Below are 18,788 nucleotides of genomic sequence, written 5' to 3'. Positions count from 1 at the left end.
CGGAATTTGGGGTTCTGTCGGCGTGAAACAGGGTTCTGTCGGCGAAGACGCAGCCACCCCACTTCGTTGCGGAAGTGGGGTGGCTGCCGTTCGGTTAACCGCCGCGAGGTGCGGTCAGGAGGCCGTCACATCAGGAGAAGCACTCGTCGAGGATCTCCTGCTGCTCCACGGCGTGCACCTTGCTCGAGCCCGACGACGGTGCCGACATGGCCCGACGCGAGATGCGCCGAAGACCGCTGAGCACGTCCGGCAGCACCTCGGGCAGCCACAGGCCCAGGAACGGCCACGGACCCTGGTTGGCCGGCTCTTCCTGGACCCAGCGGAAGTCCTCGGCGTTCGGGTACTGCTCGAGGGTGTTGCGCAGACGGCGGTGCGGCACCGGGTACAGCTGCTCGATGCGCACGACAGCGACATCTTCGCGCTTCTCCTTGTCGCGGCGCGCGGCGAGTTCGTAGTAGAGCTTGCCGCTCACCAGCAGCACTCGCTTGACCTTGCTGCGATCGGCGCCACCGAGGAACCTCGGGTCGTCGAGTACCGAGCGGAACTTGTCGTCGGTGAACTCCTCGATGGGGCTGACCGCATTCTTGTTGCGCAGCATCGACTTCGGGGTGAACACGATCAACGGACGGCTGATGCCGTCGAGCACGTGGCGGCGCAACAGGTGGAAGTAGCTCGACGGGGTCGACGGCAGCGCGACAGTCATCGATCCCTCGGCACAAAGCTGAAGGAATCGTTCGATACGACCCGAGGTGTGGTCGGGGCCCTGGCCCTCGTGTCCGTGCGGCAGCATCAGGACGACGTCGGAGAGCTGTCCCCACTTGGCCTCGCCGGAGGAGATGAACTCGTCGATGATCGACTGCGCGCCGTTGACGAAGTCGCCGAACTGGGCTTCCCACATCACCAGCGCGTCCGGGTTGCCGACCGAATAGCCGTATTCGAAGCCGACCACCGCGAACTCCGACAGCGGCGAGTCGTAGACCATGAACCGGCCCTCGGCGCTGTCGCCGGCGATGGTCTTCAGGTTGTTGAGCGGGGTGTACTCCGCGCCGCTGTCGCGGTCGATGAGCACCGAGTGCCGCTGGGTGAACGTGCCGCGCCGGGAGTCCTGACCCGACAGGCGGACCGTGCGGCCCTCCAACACGAGCGAACCGTAGGCGAGCAGCTCGGCAAAGGCCCAGTCGATCTTCCCGTGACGCGACATCTCGTGGCGACGTTCCAGCACTGGCTTCACACGCGGATGCGCATCGAAGCCGTCGGGGGTGTGGAAGAACGCGTCGCCGATGGCCTCGAGGACCTCCTTGTCGACGGCGGTCACCAGCTTGGTCGGCAGGGTCTGATCGGCCTGGATCGAGGGGCTCGGTTCGGCGTGATACTTCTCGAGTTCCTTGACCTCGTTGAACACCCGCTCGAGCTGACCTTGGTAATCGCGCAGAGCGTCCTCGGCCTCTTTGGTGGAGATGTCACCGCGACCGATCAGGGCTTCGGTGTAGCTCTTGCGGACGCCGCGCTTGGTGTCGATCACGTCGTACATGGCCGGTTGGGTCATCGACGGGTCGTCGCCCTCGTTGTGGCCGCGGCGACGGAAGCAGACGAGATCGATGACGACGTCCTTGCCGAAGGCCTGGCGGTAGTCGACCGCGAGTTTGGCGACCCACACGCACGCCTCCGGGTCGTCGCCGTTGACGTGGAAGATCGGCGCGCCGATCATCTTGGCGACGTCGGTGCAGTACTCGGTCGACCGGGAATGCTCCGGGGCCGTGGTGAAACCGACCTGGTTGTTGACGACGATGTGGATGGTGCCGCCGGTACGGTAGCCCGGGAGCATCGCCATGTTCAGTGTCTCCGCGACCACCCCCTGACCGGCGAAGGCGGCGTCGCCGTGCAGCATCAATGGCAGCACCGAGAACTGGTCGTCGTCGTCGAGCAGGTCCTGCTTGGCGCGGACGAGACCCTCGAGAACGGGGTCGACGGCCTCGAGGTGGCTCGGATTGGCGGTCAGCGAGACGTTGATCTCGTTGTCGCCGAACATCTGGTAGTACTTGCCCTCGGCGCCGAGGTGATACTTCACATCGCCCGATCCGTGCGCCTGCGACGGATTCAGGTTGCCCTCGAACTCGGTGAAGATCTTCGAGTACGGCTTGCCGACGATGTTGGCGAGCACGTTGAGGCGGCCGCGGTGGGGCATGCCGATGACGACCTCGTTGAGACTGTGTTCGGCACCCTGGTCGATCACGGCATCCATCATCGGGATCACCGACTCGGCACCCTCGAGCGAGAAGCGCTTTTGACCGACGTACTTGGTCTGCAGGAACGTCTCGAACGCCTCGGCCGCGTTCAGCTTCGACAGGATGTACTTCTGCTCGGCGACCGGCGGCTTGACGTGTTTGATCTCCACCCGGTCCTGCACCCAGCGCTGCTGTTCGGGCTCGAGGATGTGGGTGTACTCGACACCCACATGGCGGCAGTACGCATCGCGCAGGATCGACAGCACGTCGCGCAGCTTCATCTTCTCCTGGCCGTGGAAACCGCCGACCTTGAAGCTGCGATCGAGGTCCCAGAGAGTGAGGCCGTAGGTGAGCACATCGAGGTCCGGATGACTCGCGCGTGCATCGCTGTCCATCATCAGCGGATCGATGTCAGCCATCAGATGCCCGCGGTTGCGGTATGCCGCAATGAGTTCCAGAACGCGGGTGCTCTTGTCCACCAGTCCGGCGGGGATGTCGCGGCGCCAGCGGACCGGCTCGTAGGGGATGTGGAACGCGGTGAAGATCTCGTCGTAGAAGGCGTCGTCCAGCAGCAACTGGTGGATGGTCCGCAGGAAGTCGCCCGACTCGGCACCCTGGATGATGCGGTGGTCGTAGGTGGAGGTCAGCGTCATCAGCTTGCCGACGCCGAGATCGGCGATCTGCTCGTCGCTGGCGCCCTGGAACTCCGCTGGATACTCCATCGCGCCGGCGCCGACGATGGCGCCCTGCCCCTTCATCAGGCGCGGTACCGAGTGCACGGTGCCGATGGTGCCCGGGTTGGTCAGCGAGATGGTCACACCCGAGAAGTCCTCGGCGGTGAGTTTGCCGTCACGCGCACGTCGGACGATGTCCTGGTAAGCGGTGTAGAACTCCGCGAACCCCATCGTCTCGCAGTTCTTGATCGCGGCGACGACCAGCGTCCGATTGCCGTCTTTGCCGACCAGGTCGATGGCCAGACCCAGGTTGGTGTGCGCGGGGGTGACCGCGTTGGGCTTGTTGTCGACCTCGGCGAAGTGGCGATTCATGTTCGGGAACGCCTTGATCGCCTGGACGATGGCGTAGCCGAGGATGTGGGTGAAGCTGATCTTGCCGCCGCGGGTACGGGCGAGATGATTGTTGATGACGATCCGGTTGTCGATCATCAGCTTGGCGGGGACGGCGCGAACGCTGGTGGCGGTCGGGATCTCCAACGACGCCGACATGTTCTTGGCGATCGCGGCGGCCGGGCCGCGCAGGACCTTGTTCTCGTCCTCGCTGGGTGCTGTGGCCGCGGCCTTCGCCGGCTCCTTGGCCTTCTGCGAGCGGGCCGATCCGTCGCGGCTGGCGGTGCTCTGGCCGGAAGCGGCCTTGGTGGCCGTCGATTCCTTGGTGGGTCCGGCCTTGCGGGCGGCAGCCTTTGTCGGCTGCTGGTCGAGGGTCACCTGCTTGCTCTGCTTGGCCGGCGCAGACTTCGAGGTGGACTCTGCCGAGGCCGACGGCGTTGCCGGGGCCTTCGCGGCGGACGAGGTCGCCGGAGCTGCGGTGGCGGGGGCGTCAGTGGTGGCCGCCGTATCGGACGAGCCGTTCGAGTTGGGGTCGTAGTCGGCCAGGAAGTCATGCCAACTCGGATCGACCGACTTCGGGTCCTTCTTGTATTGCTGGTACATCTCCTCGACCAGCCAGGTGTTTTGTCCGAAATCCGAAATCGAACTGCTCACAGCGCCTACTCGCCTCAATTCCCTCTGGTGTCGGGTCGCTTGTCACCACGTAAGTCCCTTGTGAAGACTATCGGTGAACCACCTGCAGATGGTACGCGTGCCGAGTCGGTGGCGTGCGTCTGACCTCACCGAACACAGCATCTTGAGGTGTATGTCACCTGTCACCTGAGGCGGGTGTCACCGGCGGTGGCGATACCGTCGGCGTCTGGGGCGACACCGGCATCCCAGAACGCGCGGTACCTTCCGTTCAACGCCAGTAGCTCGCGGTGTGTTCCCCACTCGACGATTCGGCCCTGATCGACCACGGCGATGACATCGGCCCGTGCCGCAGTGGCGAGGCGATGGGCGACGATGACCGACGTCCGGCGGTGGGTGAGGGCCTCGCCGGCGGCGAGTACGAGCGCCTCGGTCGCCTGGTCGAGGGTGGCGGTCGCCTCGTCGAGCAGGAGCAGGTCGGGGTGAACGAGTTCGGCGCGCGCGAGCGCGATCAGTTGGCGCTGCCCCGACGACAGACCCTGCCCCCGCTCGCCGATCGGGTGGTTCATCGCGCCGGGCAACTCGGCGATCATGCCCGCGGCGCCGACCGCCGACGCCGCCGCGGCGATCTCTGCCCGCTGGGCATCGGGTCGGCCGTACGCGATGTTGTCGGCGACGGTGCCGGTGAACAGATGTGGTTCCTGTGGCACGACTCCGATGCGGGCGCGGTAGGCCTCGAGTTCGTGGTCGCGGATGTCGGTCCCGTCCATCCGGACCGAACCCGAGGTGGGGTCGTAGTAGCGGGCCAGCAACTTGACGATGGTCGACTTGCCCGCGCCGGTCTTGCCGACCAGCGCCAGCGAGGTGCCGGACGGGACCGTGAGGTCGATCTCGGTCAGCGCGTCGCGATCGGCGCCGGCGTAACGGAAGGACACGTCGGCGAAGTCGACGCGGCCGTCGAAACCCGCTGCCGGTACGGGAGTGTGACTGTCGCGACGGTGCAGCGAACTCGGGGTGCGGATCAGGTCGCCGATACGGCGTAGGCCGACCGCGGCCTGCTGGTATCCGTCGAATACCTGGGAGAGCTGTTGTACCGGCCCGAAGAGCATCGACAGGTAGAGGACGAACGCGACGAGGGTGCCTGCCGACAGCGAGCCCTGGGAGATCTGGTGTGCGCCGACCGCGATTGCGACCGCGGCGGCGAGGTCGGACATGAAAGTGATGAACGGGAAGTAGATCGAGATCGCGGTCTGGGAGACCATCCGGGCGCTCAGCCACTCATCGGTGCGGCGGGTGAAGCGTGCCGTCGCGGTGGGCGTGTGCCGATAGGTCTGCGTGGTCTTGATACCGGCGATGTTCTCCTGAAAGTCGGCGTTGACCAGGCTGACCAACTCCCGTGACCGGGTATAAGCCACCGAGGAGATACGGCGGAACACCACGGTGGCGACGATCAGCACCGGAAAGACCGGCAGGATGAGCGCACCGAGTAACGGATCGGTGATGAGCAGGGCCACCGTGACCCCCACCAGGGTGAGCGCAGCGACGACCGCAGTGGACAGGCCCGTCTGCAGGAACGTGGACAGTGCGTCGACATCGGTGGTCATCCGGGTCATGATCCGACCGGAGAGTTCGCGCTCGTAGTAGTCCAGACCCAGCCGCTGCAAGTGCGCGTAGCTGCGGACGCGCAGACCGAACAGGACGCGTTCGCCGGCCCGGGTCGAGGTGATCGTCATCGTGGCGGCGGCCAGCCAGCCGACGCCCACCAGTGCCACTCCCACCGCGCTCGCCCACCACAGCGTCGTTTCGTCGGTGTGCGTCGCGGCGTCGATGACGGTGCGCGCCAGGGAGGGAAAGGCCAACCCGACGAGGGTGTCGATCGCGATGGTGACGATTGCGGCGCCGAGCAGCCAGCGCACCGGCCGCAGGAGTTGAGCCAAGGAGAAGTCCCGGTTGTCCGAGCGGGCAGTGTTCACGTCGATGGTGGGCTGCTCGTCGGCGGGTGGTAGCGCGTCGACTGCGGCGGTGAGTTCGGGCGTCGCCGGCATCGAGCCGAGGGCGCCGCCCATGCCACCGCCGCCCCTGGCGCCGCCGCCACCCGGGCCTCGGGTGGGTGTCACCGGTCGTCGGATGGTGTGATCGGGTGCGGGACTGGGTGGCCACAGGTCGTCGAGCGCCGGGCCCCCAGGCACTTCCGGGAGGGTCTCGCCGACCACCTGTTCAGGGTCGGCCGAGGACATCAGGCTGGCGAACAACCCGCACCGCGCGTCCAACTCGTCGACGGTCCCCACGTCGACGATCCGCCCGCCGTCGAGAACGGCGACCCGGTCGGCCAGGGCCAGCGTGGACCGGCGGTGTGCCAGCAGCAGCATCGTGCGGCGCTCGGCGCGCAGCCCACGCAGGATCCGGACCTCGGTGGAGGCGTCCACCGCCGAGGTCGCGTCGTCGAGGACCAGTACGCGGGACCCGGCGTAGAGCGCGCGGGCCAGGGCCACGCGCTGGCGCTGGCCGCCGGACAGGGTCAGTCCCCGCTCGCCGACGACGGTGTCGAAGCCATCGGTGAGGCCGTCGATGAACTCGAGCGCGTCCGCGCGCTCGGCGGCCGACACCAGTCGGGCGCTCGGTGGCGCACCGGAGGCGAGGCTGATGTCGGCGCCGTCGGGCCCGAGCATGATGTTGGCCGCGATGGTGTCGGAGTACAGGAACGGTTCGTCGAAGACCACCGACACCGCGTCGTGCAAGGCGTCGGATGCCAGTGCGTCGATTGGGTGGACCGTGTCTCCGACGAGCAGCTCGACCGCACCGCGCTCGGGCCGGTAGTAGTGTCCGACCAGATCCGCGAGGGTGGACTTTCCCGACCCGGGGCGGCCGACCACGGCGACACATTCGCCGGGCCCCACAGTCAGGTCGACCCCGTCGAGGACCTGTCGGTCACCGAATGCGAACCCGACGTCGCGTACCCGCAGCCCGATCGGCCCGTCGGGCAGGGTCGCGGTGTTGTGTTCGGCCGGGTCGCGCGGATGGTCGATCACGTCGTAGACGCGATCGACGGCGGCGCGCGCGAGTTGCGCGCTCACCACGAGGTTGGTGAGTAGTCGCGCCAATGCGGTCATCGAGGCGATGTAGGTGGCGAAGGCGAGGAAGGTGCCGGCCGTGATGTGGCCGTGCATGGTGAGGTATCCGCCGAGCGCGATCACGGCGACCATGCCTAGTTGTGGGATGGCGGCCATTGTGGGGGTGAAGCGGGCGTTGATCCGTCCGGCCCGCATCCGCAGCGAGAACAGGCGGGTGCCCAGGCCGACCAGTTCGTCGACTGCACGGCGTTCCTGACCGAACCCCTTGACCACACGGACACCGGTGACGGTTTCCTCGACATGCTGTGCCACGTCGGCGGCCGCCTGCTGGGCAGACCAGGTGGCGGCGAACAGCTTTCGGCGAGTGCGCATCACGACCAGGGCGACCAGCGGGAAGATCGACAATGCGACGCAGGTGAGCAGGGGTGACAGATAAGACATGATCCCGATGGCGAACACGACCTGGACCGCGGCCCCGATTGAGAGTGGCGCCATGGCCAGCAGGCCCTGCACGATCTGCAGATCCGAGATCGACCGGGAGACGATCTGGCCGGTACGGATCTGGTTCTGCGCGTTGCCATCGAGATGCAGCAGCGTGTCGAGCAACTTGCGACGCAGCCCGTTCTGCACGGTCACCGACAGCCGTCCCGCGGTCAGGCGCCGCCCGAACTGACATCCGTAGCGCACCACCGCCAAGACGACGAGCGCGATGACGATGAGCCGGATCGACAACCCGTCGGAGACGGCGCCGGTCGCGTGGTCGATGGCCGCCTTGGCAAGTAGCGGCGCGATCAGGTCGACCGCGACCGCCACCGCTGTCACCGCCAGTGTGATGGTGACCAGCGCGCGATGGCGTCCACATTCGGCGACGAGTCGCCGGATCCAGCCGCGTCGGGTGGGGGCGTCGTCGGTTGCCGGCGGCGTCCCCTTGTCACCGTGCCGCACTCGGGATTGGAGCGCGGAGATCACCGACGTCCCGGCGGAAGCCCGGTACCGGCGACGACCTCGCCGTCGATCGTCCACGTGGTCGGCGGTGGGCCGAACGCCTCGCGTGCGTTGGCAATGACGCGTTTGCCCAGGGCGCGGTTGCCGACCCCGCCGATCATTGCGCCGATGCCGGCCGGCAGGAGTTTGCCGAACAGCAGTGGCGCGCGCTTGAACGCATACTTCTTGGCCACCTTGTTGACGAGTGTTTTGTTCAGCTTCGCCAGGCCGCCGCCGGGAATGCTCGCGCCGCCCAGCCGCCGCAAGGCCCCGCCCCGGGTGCCGACGAGGCGCCCCAGCGCGACGACGCCCTCCTCGCCGAGCGCGACGGCGAGGACGAGGGTTTTGCGGCGCTCGGAATCGTGCACCGGGATGCCGTGTACCTCGGCGATCGACAACGCGAGCAGGGCCGATGCCTCGAGGAAGAACGCGGTCTCGCCGGTCATCGCGCCCAGTGCGGTCATCGTGCCCACGCCGGGGACGGCGGCGGTCGCGCCGACGGCGCCGCCGGAGCCGGTGACGGCGGTGAGGTAGAGCTTCTCGAGTCGCGCGATGATCTGCGCCGGCGTCTCCTCCGGATTCGCGGTTCGCAGGCTACGCACATATCGGGCAACTGCCGGCGCCTGCAGGCGTTGCGCGCGATCGAGGAGACCGCCCGTCACGTCCACGGCCTTGCCGGGAGGGCGCTGCTGGTCGCCCGAATCCCCGCTTCCATGGGTCCGGTCGCGATCAGCCATCGGTCGGCACTCCGTCCGCGGCGGGCACGACCTCGCCGGGCTGTGGCGGTCCGGGGGGTGTGCCGTCGCCGAAGGGGCGACCCCCGAGTTCCTCGCGATGATGGGGAGTCAGCCAGTTGTGGAGGTCAGGACCCACCGGGATGATGCCGGTGGGGTTGATGTCTCGATGCACCACGTAGTAGTGGCGTTTGATCTGGGTGAAATCGATGGTGTCGCCGAATCCGGGCGTCTGGAACAGGTCGCGGGCGTATGCCCACAACACCGGCATCTCCGCGAGCTTGCTGCGATTGCACTTGAAGTGGCCGTGGTAGACGGGATCGAAGCGAGCCAGGGTCGTGAACAGTCTGATATCGGCCTCGGTGATCGTGTCGCCGACCAGGTAGCGCTGGTTGGCCAGGCGCTCGGAGAGTTCGTCGAGCTTGGCGAACAGCCGGTCGTAGGCCTTCTCGTAGGACTCCTGGTCCCCGGCGAAGCCGCAACGGTAGACACCATTGTTGACCTCGGTGTACACACCCCGGTTGACTTCGTCGATCTCATCGCGCAGATGTTCGGGATAGAGCTCCGGTGCGCCTTCGCGGTGGTGGTCGGTCCATTCGAGTTCGAAGTCGATGGTGATCTGCGGGTAGTCGTTGGTGACCACCGCACCGGTCGGGATGTCGACCACCGCGGGCACTGTGATCCCCTTGGGGTAACCGGGGAACCGTTTCTCGTACGCGTCCTTGAGACGGGGGATCTGCAGCACCGGGTCGAGGCCCTCGGGGTCGAGGTCGAAGGTCCACGAGTCGGAGTCATGGGTGGGTCCGCACATGCCCATCGACAGCGCGTTCTCGAGGCCGAGGAGGCGGCGCACGATGATCGTCCGGTTGGCCCATGGGCAGGCCCGGGCGACGACCAGGCGGTAGCGGCCTGCCTCGACGGGGTAACCGTCGCGGCCGTCGCGGGTGATCCGTGTGTCGATGTAGTTCGTGTCCCGGACGAACTCCTGTCCGGTGGTCACATAGACACCCTGCTCGGTCGCCGCTCCCTCGGTGGGGGCGGCCGCGGCGGTGCGGGGGCTGTTGGTGGTCATGTGATCCACAGTAATGACCCCGTCCGACGGTTGGCAGAAGATGGTCGAAGCGGTATATTCCATCTGGAATATTTGACTTCGAATAGCGAGCGAGGATCAGCGCATGTCGGCGAACGGGATGTTGCCGCCCCTGGCGGTACTCGTGCTCGGGCTGGTGGCCGAGCGGCCGATGCATCCCTATGAGATGTTTCAGACCACGATCGAGCGGCGCGAAGACCGCCTCGTGAAATTCCGGCCCGGCACGCTTTATCACACGGTCGACCGATTGTCCGACAAAGAGCTGATCGAGGTTCACGACGTCGAGCGGGAGGGCAATCGCCCCGAGCGGACGATCTATCGCATCACCGCCACCGGCCGCGCCGCCTTGGCGCGCAGCCTCGAGCAGCTGCTCGAAGGACATCCGACGGAGTATCCACAGTTGTATCTGGCGCTCTCGGAGGCCCATGGTCTGCCGCGGTCGCGTGTCATCGAGCTGCTCACCACGCGGCTGACGCAGATGTGCGCCGAACTCGAGAACCTGCGCGTGGGCGCCGCCGAGGCCGCCGACAGCGGCAAGGCGGAGATGTTCTATCTCGACATCGGCTGTCGCATCACGACATTGAGTGCGCAGATCGACTGGCTCCGTGACCTGCTCGAACGTTTGACAAACCACTCCATCGCCTGGCTCGACGACCCGGACTTCCGGGCCGTCGCCGCCTCCACCGCACCGCACGAGAAGGACGCCGACGCATGACCTCTCCATCAACCCCCGCCGTGCCGCTGACCACCCGGCCCTGGGCGGCGATGCTGGCGCTGTGTGTCGGCTTCTTCATGATCCTCGTGGACATGACGATCGTCGCCGTGGCGCAGCCGCAGATCCAGACTGCACTCGACACCGACGTGAACGGCATCGTGTGGGTCACCAGCGCCTACCTGCTCACCTACGCGGTCCCGCTGCTGATCACCGGCCGTCTCGGCGACAAGTACGGGCCGAAACGCGTCTACCAGATCGGCTTGCTGGTATTCACGATCGCGAGCGTCTGGTGCGGATTCTCCGACACCATCGGTGAACTCGTTGCCGCCCGAGCCCTCCAGGGTGTCGGCGCCGCCTTGATCACCCCGCAGACGATGGCGCTGATCACCCGCATCTTCCCGCCGGAGAAGCGTGGTGCGGCCATGGGCGTCTGGGGCACCGTCGCCGGCGTCGCGACGCTGGTGGGGCCGCTGCTCGGCGGCATTCTGACCGACGGATTGGGCTGGGAGTGGATCTTTTTCGTCAACCTGCCGGTCGGCGTCGTCGGCCTGGTGTTGGCCGCTGTGCTCGTGCCCGACGTGGAAACGCACGACCATCAATTCGACTGGCTCGGTGTGGCCTTGTCGGCAGTGGGTATGTTCGCGCTCGTCTTCGGAATTCAGGACGGCGAGAAGTACGGCTGGAACGCCTTGATCTGGTCACTGATCATCGGCGGCGTGGTCCTCATGGCGCTGTTCGTGTGGTGGCAATCGCGGATCAAGGGCGAACCGTTGGTGCCGCTGTCGCTTTTCGCCGACCGCAACTTCTCCCTGGCCAACATCGGGATCGCGTCGATGGGCTTCGCGATCTCCGGTCTGATGATCCCCACGATGTTCTTCTTGCAGCTCGTCGGTGGCATGTCACCCACCCGGGCTGCGGTGATGATGGTGCCGATGGCGTTGCTGACCGGTGCACTCGCGCCGATCGTCGGTCGGGTCCTCGACCGGGTGCACCCACGTACGATCATCGCCTCTGCGTTGCTGCTGAACGCCGTTGCGGTCGGCTGGCTCGGCGTGATCGCCCGTCCGGAAACCCCGGTGTGGCTGCTGATCATCCCGATGTGTCTGATGGGCGTCGCGTCGGCCGGGATCTGGGCGCCGTTGGCAGCCACGGCGACCCGCAACCTGCCGTGGCATCAGGCCGGCGCCGGCGCCGGCGTGTACAACACCACGCGGATGATCGGTTCGGTGCTCGGCAGCGCCGCGGTGGGCGCGCTGATGCAGACGCGTCTGGCCACTCTGCTCCCGGGAGTCGACACCGAACACCACAGCGCCGGCGGCCAGCTACCCGACGCGGTCCGGGACGGCTTCGCCACCGCCATGGGTCAGTCGCTCTACCTGCCCGCGGCAGTGTTGTTGATCGGCGTGGCAGCGGCCCTGTTCTTCGTCAAACCTCGTCATCAGGCCGGTGTGCCCGCGCCTGGTGGGCAGGGTGCGCAGGCCGGCGACAGCGCGGCGGCCGGGCCCGTCGCAACGGCCTGATCCGCGCGGCACCGCACCAGCTCACGGCTTCGCCTCCCACAGTGTGTCGGTCCACGCTCGTAGGATGCGGCTCGAGAGTGGGAGGTGAGACATGACCGTGCCGTTGTTCGACCTGCCGGGGTTCGATCCCGACCAGACACAGCCGAACCGGTCCCGGCCAGCGGCGGCGGGCGCAGGCCGGCTCGAGTCGCCGGGATCGGTGGCCGGGTCCGCGCACGAGGTGACCTTCCTGCACACGGCCGATTGGCAGTTGGGGATGACGCGGCGCCACCTCGATGCCGACGCCGCGCATGCCTACACCGCCGCGCGCCACGAGGCCGTCGAACGCATCGGCACACTCGCCGCCGAGGTGGACGCCGAGTTCGTGGTGGTGTCCGGGGATGTCTTCGAAGACCATCGGGTGTCGTCGAAGATCATCCGCCGCACCCTCGACGCGCTCGGCGCCTACGGAATCCCCGTATACCTGTTGCCGGGCAACCATGATCCCTTCGACGCGGCGGGGATCTATCGTTCCCGGACCTTTGCGCAGGCGTGCCCGGACAACGTCACGGTGCTTTCGGGTGCAGGTGTGCATCAGGTGCGCGCGGGTGTCGAGCTGATCGCTGCACCCTGGTCGCACAAGCAGCCGGGAACCGATCTGGTAGCCGCCCAGGTAGCACGTCTCGCGCCTGCCGACGCCATCCGGGTGATGGTGGGTCACGGCGGTGTCGACGCGTTGACCCCGGGCGGCGACGAGGCGCTCATCGGGCTCGCCGCGGTGGAGGCCGCGGTCGACGGTGGCCTGCTCGACTATGTCGCTCTGGGCGATCGGCACTCGGTCACCTCGGTGGGGACCACCGGACGGGTGTGGTACCCGGGTGCACACGAGGTCACCAACTTCGATCACATCGAGCAGGAGCCCGGCCATGTCCTCGCGGTCACCCTGCGCCGTTCCGGTTCGTCGCGCGATGTCGACGTGGTTCCGCATCGGGTGGGGCAGTGGTCATTTCGGACGGTGTCGGCCGACATCGCCGGACTCGCCGACATCGAGGCGTTGCGCCGGCGACTCGACGATATCGACGACAAACCGAGGGTGGTGCTCGGTTTGCGGCTCGTCGGGTCGGTGTCGGTCACGGAGGGGGCAGCGCTCGACGAGTTGCTCGAGGAGGCCGCCGACCGATTCGCCTCGGTCACCCGCCCGGACGGCGCGGAAGATCTCGTGGTGGTCGCCGACGATGGTGACCTAGCCGACCTCGGGGTCGGGGGCTACGTCCGGGAGGCCGCCGAGGAGCTGTTCGATCGCAGCGGATCCACCGACCTCGACGAGGCGCGCAACGCGCGCGATGCGCTGGCCCTGTTGCATCGCCTCACCGGGAGGATTCGATGAGGCTCCATCGGATGCGTCTGCACGAGTACCGGGGTGTCGCCGACCGGGACATCCGGTTCGCCGAACGCGGGGTGACCGTCGTCGAGGGCGCCAACGAGGCGGGCAAATCCTCGATGATCGAGGCTCTTGAGTTGCTGCTCGACGTCCGTGCCGAGAGCAAAGCGGCGAAGGTCCGTGCGATCATGCCGGCCGGCCGTGAGGTGGGTACCGAGGTCGAGGTCGAGATATCTTGCGGTCCTTGGCACTTCACCTACTCGAAGCGGTTCAATCGGCAGCCGGCGACGAATCTGAGCATCCATCGGCCGCGTCCAGAACAGCTCACCGGGCGCGACGCCCACGAACGCGTACTGGAGATCCTGGGCGGACACGCCGATCTCACGCTGTTTCGCGCTCTTCGGTTGTTGCAGGCCGATGACGCGGCCGGTCGTCCGATGGGCGACAGTGCCGCTCTCGCCCGTGCTCTGGATCGGGCTTCGGAGTCCGACGGTGACACAGCGGATTCCGCGTCGGCGGAGGTTGCCGAACAGGCCCTCATCGACGCCGCCGAGGCCGAGTACCGTCGCTACCGGACCTTGGGTCAGGGCCGGCCCACTGGCGAACTCGCCGCCGCGATGCGGACTGCCGACGAGCTCGACAAGCGTTGCCGGACACTTGCCGACGCCCGAGACGCGGTCGACGCCGATGCGCAGCGCCTTCGCAGCCTCCTCGATCGCCGGTCCGAACTCGCGCGCACCCGGGAGTTGCGTGAGGTCGAGCGCGACGAACTCGCGATCAGCTGGACCGAAATCGAGCGTCTACAGACCGAGCAGGCGGCGGCCGACGCCGAGGTGCGGCATCTGCTCACGGCCAGTCAGCTGGCGCAGCGTGATGTCGTCGATCGGGAGCGGGTCGCGGCGCAGATCGCCGCAGCGACGGCCGATGCCGAACGGCTGGGAGCCGGGATCACCGACCACGATGCACGGGCGCAACGCGCTGAGACCTCGGCGCGACACCTCGAGGACGAGTTGCATGCCGTCCGCGAACGCTGGCAGATGGTCCAGACCGCGTTGTCGGCGGCGCAGTCCGCGCAGCGCGTTCGAGAACAACGTCGCGAACTGCGCGATCTCGATGAACGGCTCGTTGAACTCGATCGCATCGCCACCGAGTCGTCGACTCTCGACGAGTCGCTGCGGGCCAACACCGTCGATGCGTCCGCGGTCCACACCGCGGTCGACCTGGCGCGGCGTCGTGCGGTGGCTCAGGCGCGGCTGGAAGCGGTCGCGGCGCGCTTCACCGTCGAACCGACCGGTGCGAGCACTGTCACCGTGGATGGTGAGGCCGTGGCCGACACCGCCGATCGGGTGGCCGTGACCGACGCGGTCATAGAGGTCGCCGGAGTGGTCACGGTCACGGTCCGCCCCGGTGCCGACACCGCCGCTCCGGCACAAGAACTCGCAACGGTAGACCATGAGATAGCGGCGTTCTGTGCCACCCACGGGCTCGCCGGCCTCGACGACCATGCGGATCGGGCGCGAGAGCGCGCGAACCTGGTGGAGCGGCGGGCGAGTTCGCAACGACGGGCACGCGAACTCATCGGTGACCGAAGCCACCGTGCCATGGTCGAACGACGTGACGAGCTGCGCACCATCATCGAGACGGAGTCGGCAGGCGCCGACGTTGACCCCGATGACATCGCGTCGCTCGCGGGGACCGAGCGTGAGCTCTCCGAACTGGTGATGTCGGCGGAACGTGCGGTCACACAGCAGCATTCGGCCGCACGGGAGGCCCGCACCGAGGGGCGTATGGCTCGGGAGGAGCGCGAGCGACTGGCTGGCCGCATGGTCGAGCTGGAAAGACGCCGCGCCGAGATGCTCGCGCAACTCAGCGACGATGATGCGCGACGAACGGTGCAGGCCGCGGCCACGCGGCTCGGTGAGGCACGTGACCGGCTCGGTCGACTCGAGACCGAGCTCGCGCGTCTCGACGTCGCCGAGATCGAGTTACGGCGGGAGCGGGTGACCGCCGACCTCGCCGCGATTGCGCGCGAACATGCCGACCTCGAACGCTCCGCCACCGAACTCCGCGCGCGGATCGAGCTCTACCGTGACGAGTCGCGCCTCGACCTGCTCCAGGACGCGACGGCAGAACTCGAGAGTGCCATCGCAGCCCGGGACCGCGTACAGCGGCGTGCCGACGCGGCCGAGCTGCTGTACCGGACGCTCCTGGACAAACGTCAGCAGACACGCACCCGCTACGCCGACCCCTTCGCCCGGCGCCTGGCGGAGCTGGGTGCCCACGTATTCGGAGCGGGAGTGAGTTTCGATGTCGACGACAACCTGGAAGTGGTGTCGCGCACCGTCGATGGCCTCACCATCGCGCACGAGGCATTGTCCGGCGGGGCGCGCGAACAGTTGGCACTGCTCACCCGGCTGGCCTGCGCCACGCTCGTCGACGAGGCCGACGGAGTGCCGGTGCTCCTCGACGACGCACTCGGCTACAGCGATCCGCACCGGATCGCGGCCATGGGAGAGGTGCTCACCGCGGCCGGGCGCGACGCGCAGGTCATCGTGCTGACATGCAGCCCCGACCGATACCGGGGTGTCGACGAGGCCGAGATCGTCGCCGTGTGACGATCGAGGCCCCTCGCGACGCGCCGCCCCGGTTTTGGGATCACCCCGCCGGGTGCGCTACGCTAGCCCTCGCCCGATGAGCCCCCGTAGCTCAGGGGATAGAGCGTCTGCCTCCGGAGCAGAAGGCCATAGGTTCGAATCCTATCGGGGGCACTGTCACATTCCTGCCGACCTCCGGTCGGTGTGCGCCCACTGTGGTTTGAAAGATTTTTGCGCGGGCGCACTGTCACATCCATGCCGACCTCCGGTCGGTGTGCGATGCACCTGCACGATGCGAATCAATCTTCGATGAACGTTGCCCGGTTTGCCGCGCCGAATCGGGGTCCGCACCGCAAGATTCACCTATGACTACACAAGCCGCCGCTACCGGACCGGATCGGTACTTCGCGGCCACCGTCGACAAGCAGTGCTGGGGATTCATGATCGGATCCGCATTGTTCGCGCTCGGGTCGGCACCCGGGTTCGTTGCATGGGCGGGTTCGTCAGCCGCAAATGTGAGTTTCTTCGTGGGTGCCTGGTTCTTCACCGGTGCTGCGCTGATCCAACTGGTGCTCAGTGGCGACGCCACCACCGAGGTATCCGGACGAAAACACATTCGCACCGAATGGCTTTCGTCGGCAACGCAGTTCGGTGGAACCCTGTTGTTCAACGTGAGCACCGCAGCGGCTCTGCACGCGGACACCGTCGTGCAGGAGAGGCGGCAGGTCTGGACGCCGGACGCTGCGGGATCGGTCGCCTTCTTGGTGAGCGGGGTGCTCGCGGTGCTGGTGTTCGCCCACGCGGTGCGGATCTGGGCGCCGGGACGACGAGAGTGGTGGGCGGTGCAGATCAACCTGCTCGGCTGCATCGCCTTCGGGGTCTCCGCGGTCGGCGCATACGTGGATTCCACCGGGGTGGTGATCAGCCAGTCGGTGGCCAACACCGGGACGTTCGTCGGGGCGGTGTGCTTCTGGCTGTCCGCCGCCCTGACGCTTCCGCGCTGGGACCGGGATTGACCGTCGGTCACGTCCGATTCAGTTCATCGGCAGGGGCTGTGCGCCACGTTCGCCGATCAGCGCGGTGAGGATCGCGATCTCCTTGGTCTGAGTGCGCTGCATGCCGGCGGCGAGGGCACGAACGTAGTCCTCGGAGACCTGGTCGGGGTCGGTCGCGTACTCCATCATCTCGATCCCGCCCTCGTGATGGCGCAGCATGAGCTGCAGGAAGTAGACGTCGGTGTCGGCGCCCTGTGTCGACCGCAAGCGGTCCATCTCGGCCGGGGTGGCCATCCCGGGCATCGGGGGTTCGGCGGATGGAACTGCGGGCATCGCATCGTCGGGCGCCATGCCTGCGCCGTCGTGCGCCGCGGAATGCTCGTCGGAGGTGCCGTGCTCGTGCCCGTCGGAGGTGCCGTGGCCGCTGTCTGTGCCGTGGTCGTGCGGGGTGCCCGACGACGCCGCCGAGTCGCTCATCTCGTGACCCATCCACGCCATCGGGCCGCTCGGGTTGATCAGAGGTTGACCCCACCTCGTCAGCCACGACTGCATCTGCCCGATCTCGTTGCTCTGCGTGGTCAGGATGTCGAAGGCCATGCTGCGGACCTGCGGGTCGGTACCGTTCTCGAGTTCGATCGCCGCCATCTCGACTCCCTGCTCATGGTGGCGGATCATGTCCTGGGCGAACCCGACCGCAGCGGAATCGGTCGCGGGCGCCGCGTCGGACTCCGCGTCGTCGCTGTGCAGCATGGACGCGATAAGCAGGCCCAGCCCCATCCCCACGAGGAGCACAGCCACCGTGGCCAGGGTGCTCAGCAACATCCTGCGTGATGCGGCAGCTGATTCCGGATCGGGTGCCCGGTCCTCGCGGTCGGTTCCGTGGGCGTCGTGCGCCCCGTCGTTCATACCGTCACCGTCGGTCATGGCGTACCCGTTGCGTCGGTCGGCGCCTGTGCGCCGGTGCCCATGTCCTGACCGGCGCCCGACGTCGCGCCGGTCCCGTCCATCTGCACGGCGCCAGGGCCGGGTTGGCCCTCGTCGGCAGCTGGCGGGTCGCTCGGGTCGAAGGCCCCCGGGATGGCGGCACAGGCAGCCTGCGTCTCGGGGAACGCCGCGGCGGCCGGATTCTCTGAGTAGACGCCGGGCGTGGTGTTGCGTCGCAAGGCGGTGATGAACTGGTCGACGCGCGGATCGTCGGCGGTATCGAGCTTCAGCTGATGTCCCCAGCTCTGCAGTGAGATCGCCTGGTCCAGGCCCGGATACGGCGACATGAACAGGAACTGTTCACCACTGACCTTCTTCGTCAGCACGTCGAGGTCCGCGTCGCTGATCGTGTCCGGGTTGTAGGCGATCCACACCGCGCCGTGCTCGAGCGCATGTACGGCGTTCTCCGAGCGCAATGCGTCCGGGTACACGATGCCGGTGCAGGTGGCCCAGACCTCGTCGTGCGGGCCGCCGAATGGCGGCGACTGGTCGTAGGCCACGCGCTGGTCGGCCCGCACGTGCTGAGCGGCCTGGTAATAGATCTTGGTGACGCCATCGATCGCGTCGGACGGGTCCGGGTTCTGCGCCGATGGCACGAACTCCGCAACCGTCTGCGGTTTGAGTTCTTGGGCTTCCTGCTGGTCGCGGAACTTCGGCAGCAGGTACCAGATCAGACCACCGATCAGCGCGAGCACCAGCACGATGGCCCCGACGATCATCCAGTCGATGCCGCGCCGGGCACCCGATCCTCGGCCGGCCTTGGGGACGTTGGCTCCCGGGGTGCGCGCCATAGCTCTCTTTCACCGATCTCATTCGCCGCCG

The 18,788-nt window shown here is 67.4% G+C and carries 11 protein-coding genes and 1 tRNA gene; 6 read left to right on the top strand and 6 right to left on the bottom strand.

Annotated features, from left to right (window positions below; all coding sequences use genetic code 11):
- Positions 1 to 130: 130 nt before the first annotated feature.
- The 4 genes from VX037_RS09715 to VX037_RS09700 all read right to left on the bottom strand — a co-directional run bounded on the left by VX037_RS09715 (position 131) and on the right by VX037_RS09700 (position 9,780).
- Positions 131 to 3,892, bottom strand: a complete 3,762-nt coding sequence (locus tag VX037_RS09715; RefSeq protein WP_442903656.1) for a multifunctional oxoglutarate decarboxylase/oxoglutarate dehydrogenase thiamine pyrophosphate-binding subunit/dihydrolipoyllysine-residue succinyltransferase subunit — start codon at positions 3,890 to 3,892, stop codon at positions 131 to 133.
- 212 nt (positions 3,893 to 4,104) lie between these two features.
- The gene (locus tag VX037_RS09710) at positions 4,105 to 7,935 is read right to left on the bottom strand and encodes an ABC transporter ATP-binding protein (RefSeq protein ID WP_328714161.1); all 3,831 of its coding nucleotides are present in this window, start codon (positions 7,933 to 7,935) and stop codon (positions 4,105 to 4,107) included.
- Positions 7,936 to 7,955: 20 nt separating this feature from the next.
- The gene (locus VX037_RS09705; RefSeq protein WP_235723817.1) at positions 7,956 to 8,711 is read right to left on the bottom strand and encodes a hypothetical protein; all 756 of its coding nucleotides are present in this window, start codon (positions 8,709 to 8,711) and stop codon (positions 7,956 to 7,958) included.
- The gene (locus tag VX037_RS09700; protein ID WP_328714090.1) at positions 8,704 to 9,780 is read right to left on the bottom strand and encodes a glutathione S-transferase family protein; all 1,077 of its coding nucleotides are present in this window, start codon (positions 9,778 to 9,780) and stop codon (positions 8,704 to 8,706) included. Before VX037_RS09700 ends, VX037_RS09705 begins: the two co-directional genes overlap by 8 nt.
- A 103-nt stretch (positions 9,781 to 9,883) precedes the next feature.
- Here VX037_RS09700 and VX037_RS09695 point away from each other — a divergent pair, with 103 nt between their 5' ends.
- The 6 genes from VX037_RS09695 to VX037_RS09670 all read left to right on the top strand — a co-directional run bounded on the left by VX037_RS09695 (position 9,884) and on the right by VX037_RS09670 (position 17,003).
- Positions 9,884 to 10,513: a PadR family transcriptional regulator gene (locus tag VX037_RS09695; protein ID WP_328714088.1), complete on the top strand. Its 630-nt coding sequence runs from the start codon at positions 9,884 to 9,886 to the stop codon at positions 10,511 to 10,513.
- A complete protein-coding gene (locus VX037_RS09690; protein ID WP_328714087.1) occupies positions 10,510 to 12,033 on the top strand; it encodes an MFS transporter in 1,524 nt (507 codons plus the stop codon). Before VX037_RS09695 ends, VX037_RS09690 begins: the two co-directional genes overlap by 4 nt.
- A 220-nt stretch (positions 12,034 to 12,253) precedes the next feature.
- Entirely contained in the window at positions 12,254 to 13,399 is a 1,146-nt protein-coding gene (locus VX037_RS09685; protein ID WP_308191707.1) for a metallophosphoesterase family protein, read from the top strand.
- Positions 13,396 to 16,008, top strand: coding sequence for an ATP-binding protein (locus tag VX037_RS09680; protein ID WP_328714085.1), 2,613 nt, complete (start codon positions 13,396 to 13,398; stop codon positions 16,006 to 16,008). The genes VX037_RS09685 and VX037_RS09680 overlap by 4 nt, the downstream gene beginning before the upstream one ends.
- A gap of 80 nt (positions 16,009 to 16,088) precedes the next feature.
- Positions 16,089 to 16,161, top strand: a tRNA-Arg gene (locus VX037_RS09675).
- Between the two features lie 191 nt (positions 16,162 to 16,352).
- A complete protein-coding gene (locus tag VX037_RS09670; RefSeq protein WP_328714083.1) occupies positions 16,353 to 17,003 on the top strand; it encodes a hypothetical protein in 651 nt (216 codons plus the stop codon).
- A gap of 18 nt (positions 17,004 to 17,021) precedes the next feature.
- On the opposite strand, the gene VX037_RS09665 is transcribed toward VX037_RS09670, so the two are convergent.
- On the bottom strand, positions 17,022 to 17,906 hold the full coding sequence (locus VX037_RS09665) for a DUF305 domain-containing protein (protein WP_442903653.1): 885 nt from the start codon (positions 17,904 to 17,906) through the stop codon (positions 17,022 to 17,024).
- Positions 17,903 to 18,757, bottom strand: a complete 855-nt coding sequence (locus tag VX037_RS09660; RefSeq protein ID WP_328714081.1) for a DUF3105 domain-containing protein — start codon at positions 18,755 to 18,757, stop codon at positions 17,903 to 17,905. The genes VX037_RS09665 and VX037_RS09660 overlap by 4 nt, the downstream gene beginning before the upstream one ends.
- Positions 18,758 to 18,788 lie beyond the last annotated feature (31 nt).

Source organism: Gordonia sp. Z-3 (assembly GCF_036233855.1).
Classification (GTDB): Bacteria; Actinomycetota; Actinomycetes; order Mycobacteriales; family Mycobacteriaceae; genus Gordonia; species Gordonia tangerina.
This window is presented reverse-complemented; position numbering and strand designations above follow the sequence as displayed.

What these genes read in the sequence shown, in the direction of transcription:
- VX037_RS09705 (WP_235723817.1), bottom strand. Translation starts at nt 8,711, where the DNA reads ATGGCTGATCGCGACCGGACCCATGGAAGCGGGGATTCGGGCGACCAG.
- VX037_RS09690 (WP_328714087.1), top strand. Translation starts at nt 10,510, where the DNA reads ATGACCTCTCCATCAACCCCCGCCGTGCCGCTGACCACCCGGCCCTGG.
- VX037_RS09715 (WP_442903656.1), bottom strand. Translation starts at nt 3,892, where the DNA reads ATGTACCAGCAATACAAGAAGGACCCGAAGTCGGTCGATCCGAGTTGG.
- VX037_RS09680 (WP_328714085.1), top strand. Translation starts at nt 13,396, where the DNA reads ATGAGGCTCCATCGGATGCGTCTGCACGAGTACCGGGGTGTCGCCGAC.
- VX037_RS09670 (WP_328714083.1), top strand. Translation starts at nt 16,353, where the DNA reads ATGACTACACAAGCCGCCGCTACCGGACCGGATCGGTACTTCGCGGCC.
- VX037_RS09660 (WP_328714081.1), bottom strand. Translation starts at nt 18,757, where the DNA reads ATGGCGCGCACCCCGGGAGCCAACGTCCCCAAGGCCGGCCGAGGATCG.
- VX037_RS09665 (WP_442903653.1), bottom strand. Translation starts at nt 17,906, where the DNA reads ATGACCGACGGTGACGGTATGAACGACGGGGCGCACGACGCCCACGGA.
- VX037_RS09695 (WP_328714088.1), top strand. Translation starts at nt 9,884, where the DNA reads ATGTCGGCGAACGGGATGTTGCCGCCCCTGGCGGTACTCGTGCTCGGG.
- VX037_RS09700 (WP_328714090.1), bottom strand. Translation starts at nt 9,780, where the DNA reads ATGACCACCAACAGCCCCCGCACCGCCGCGGCCGCCCCCACCGAGGGA.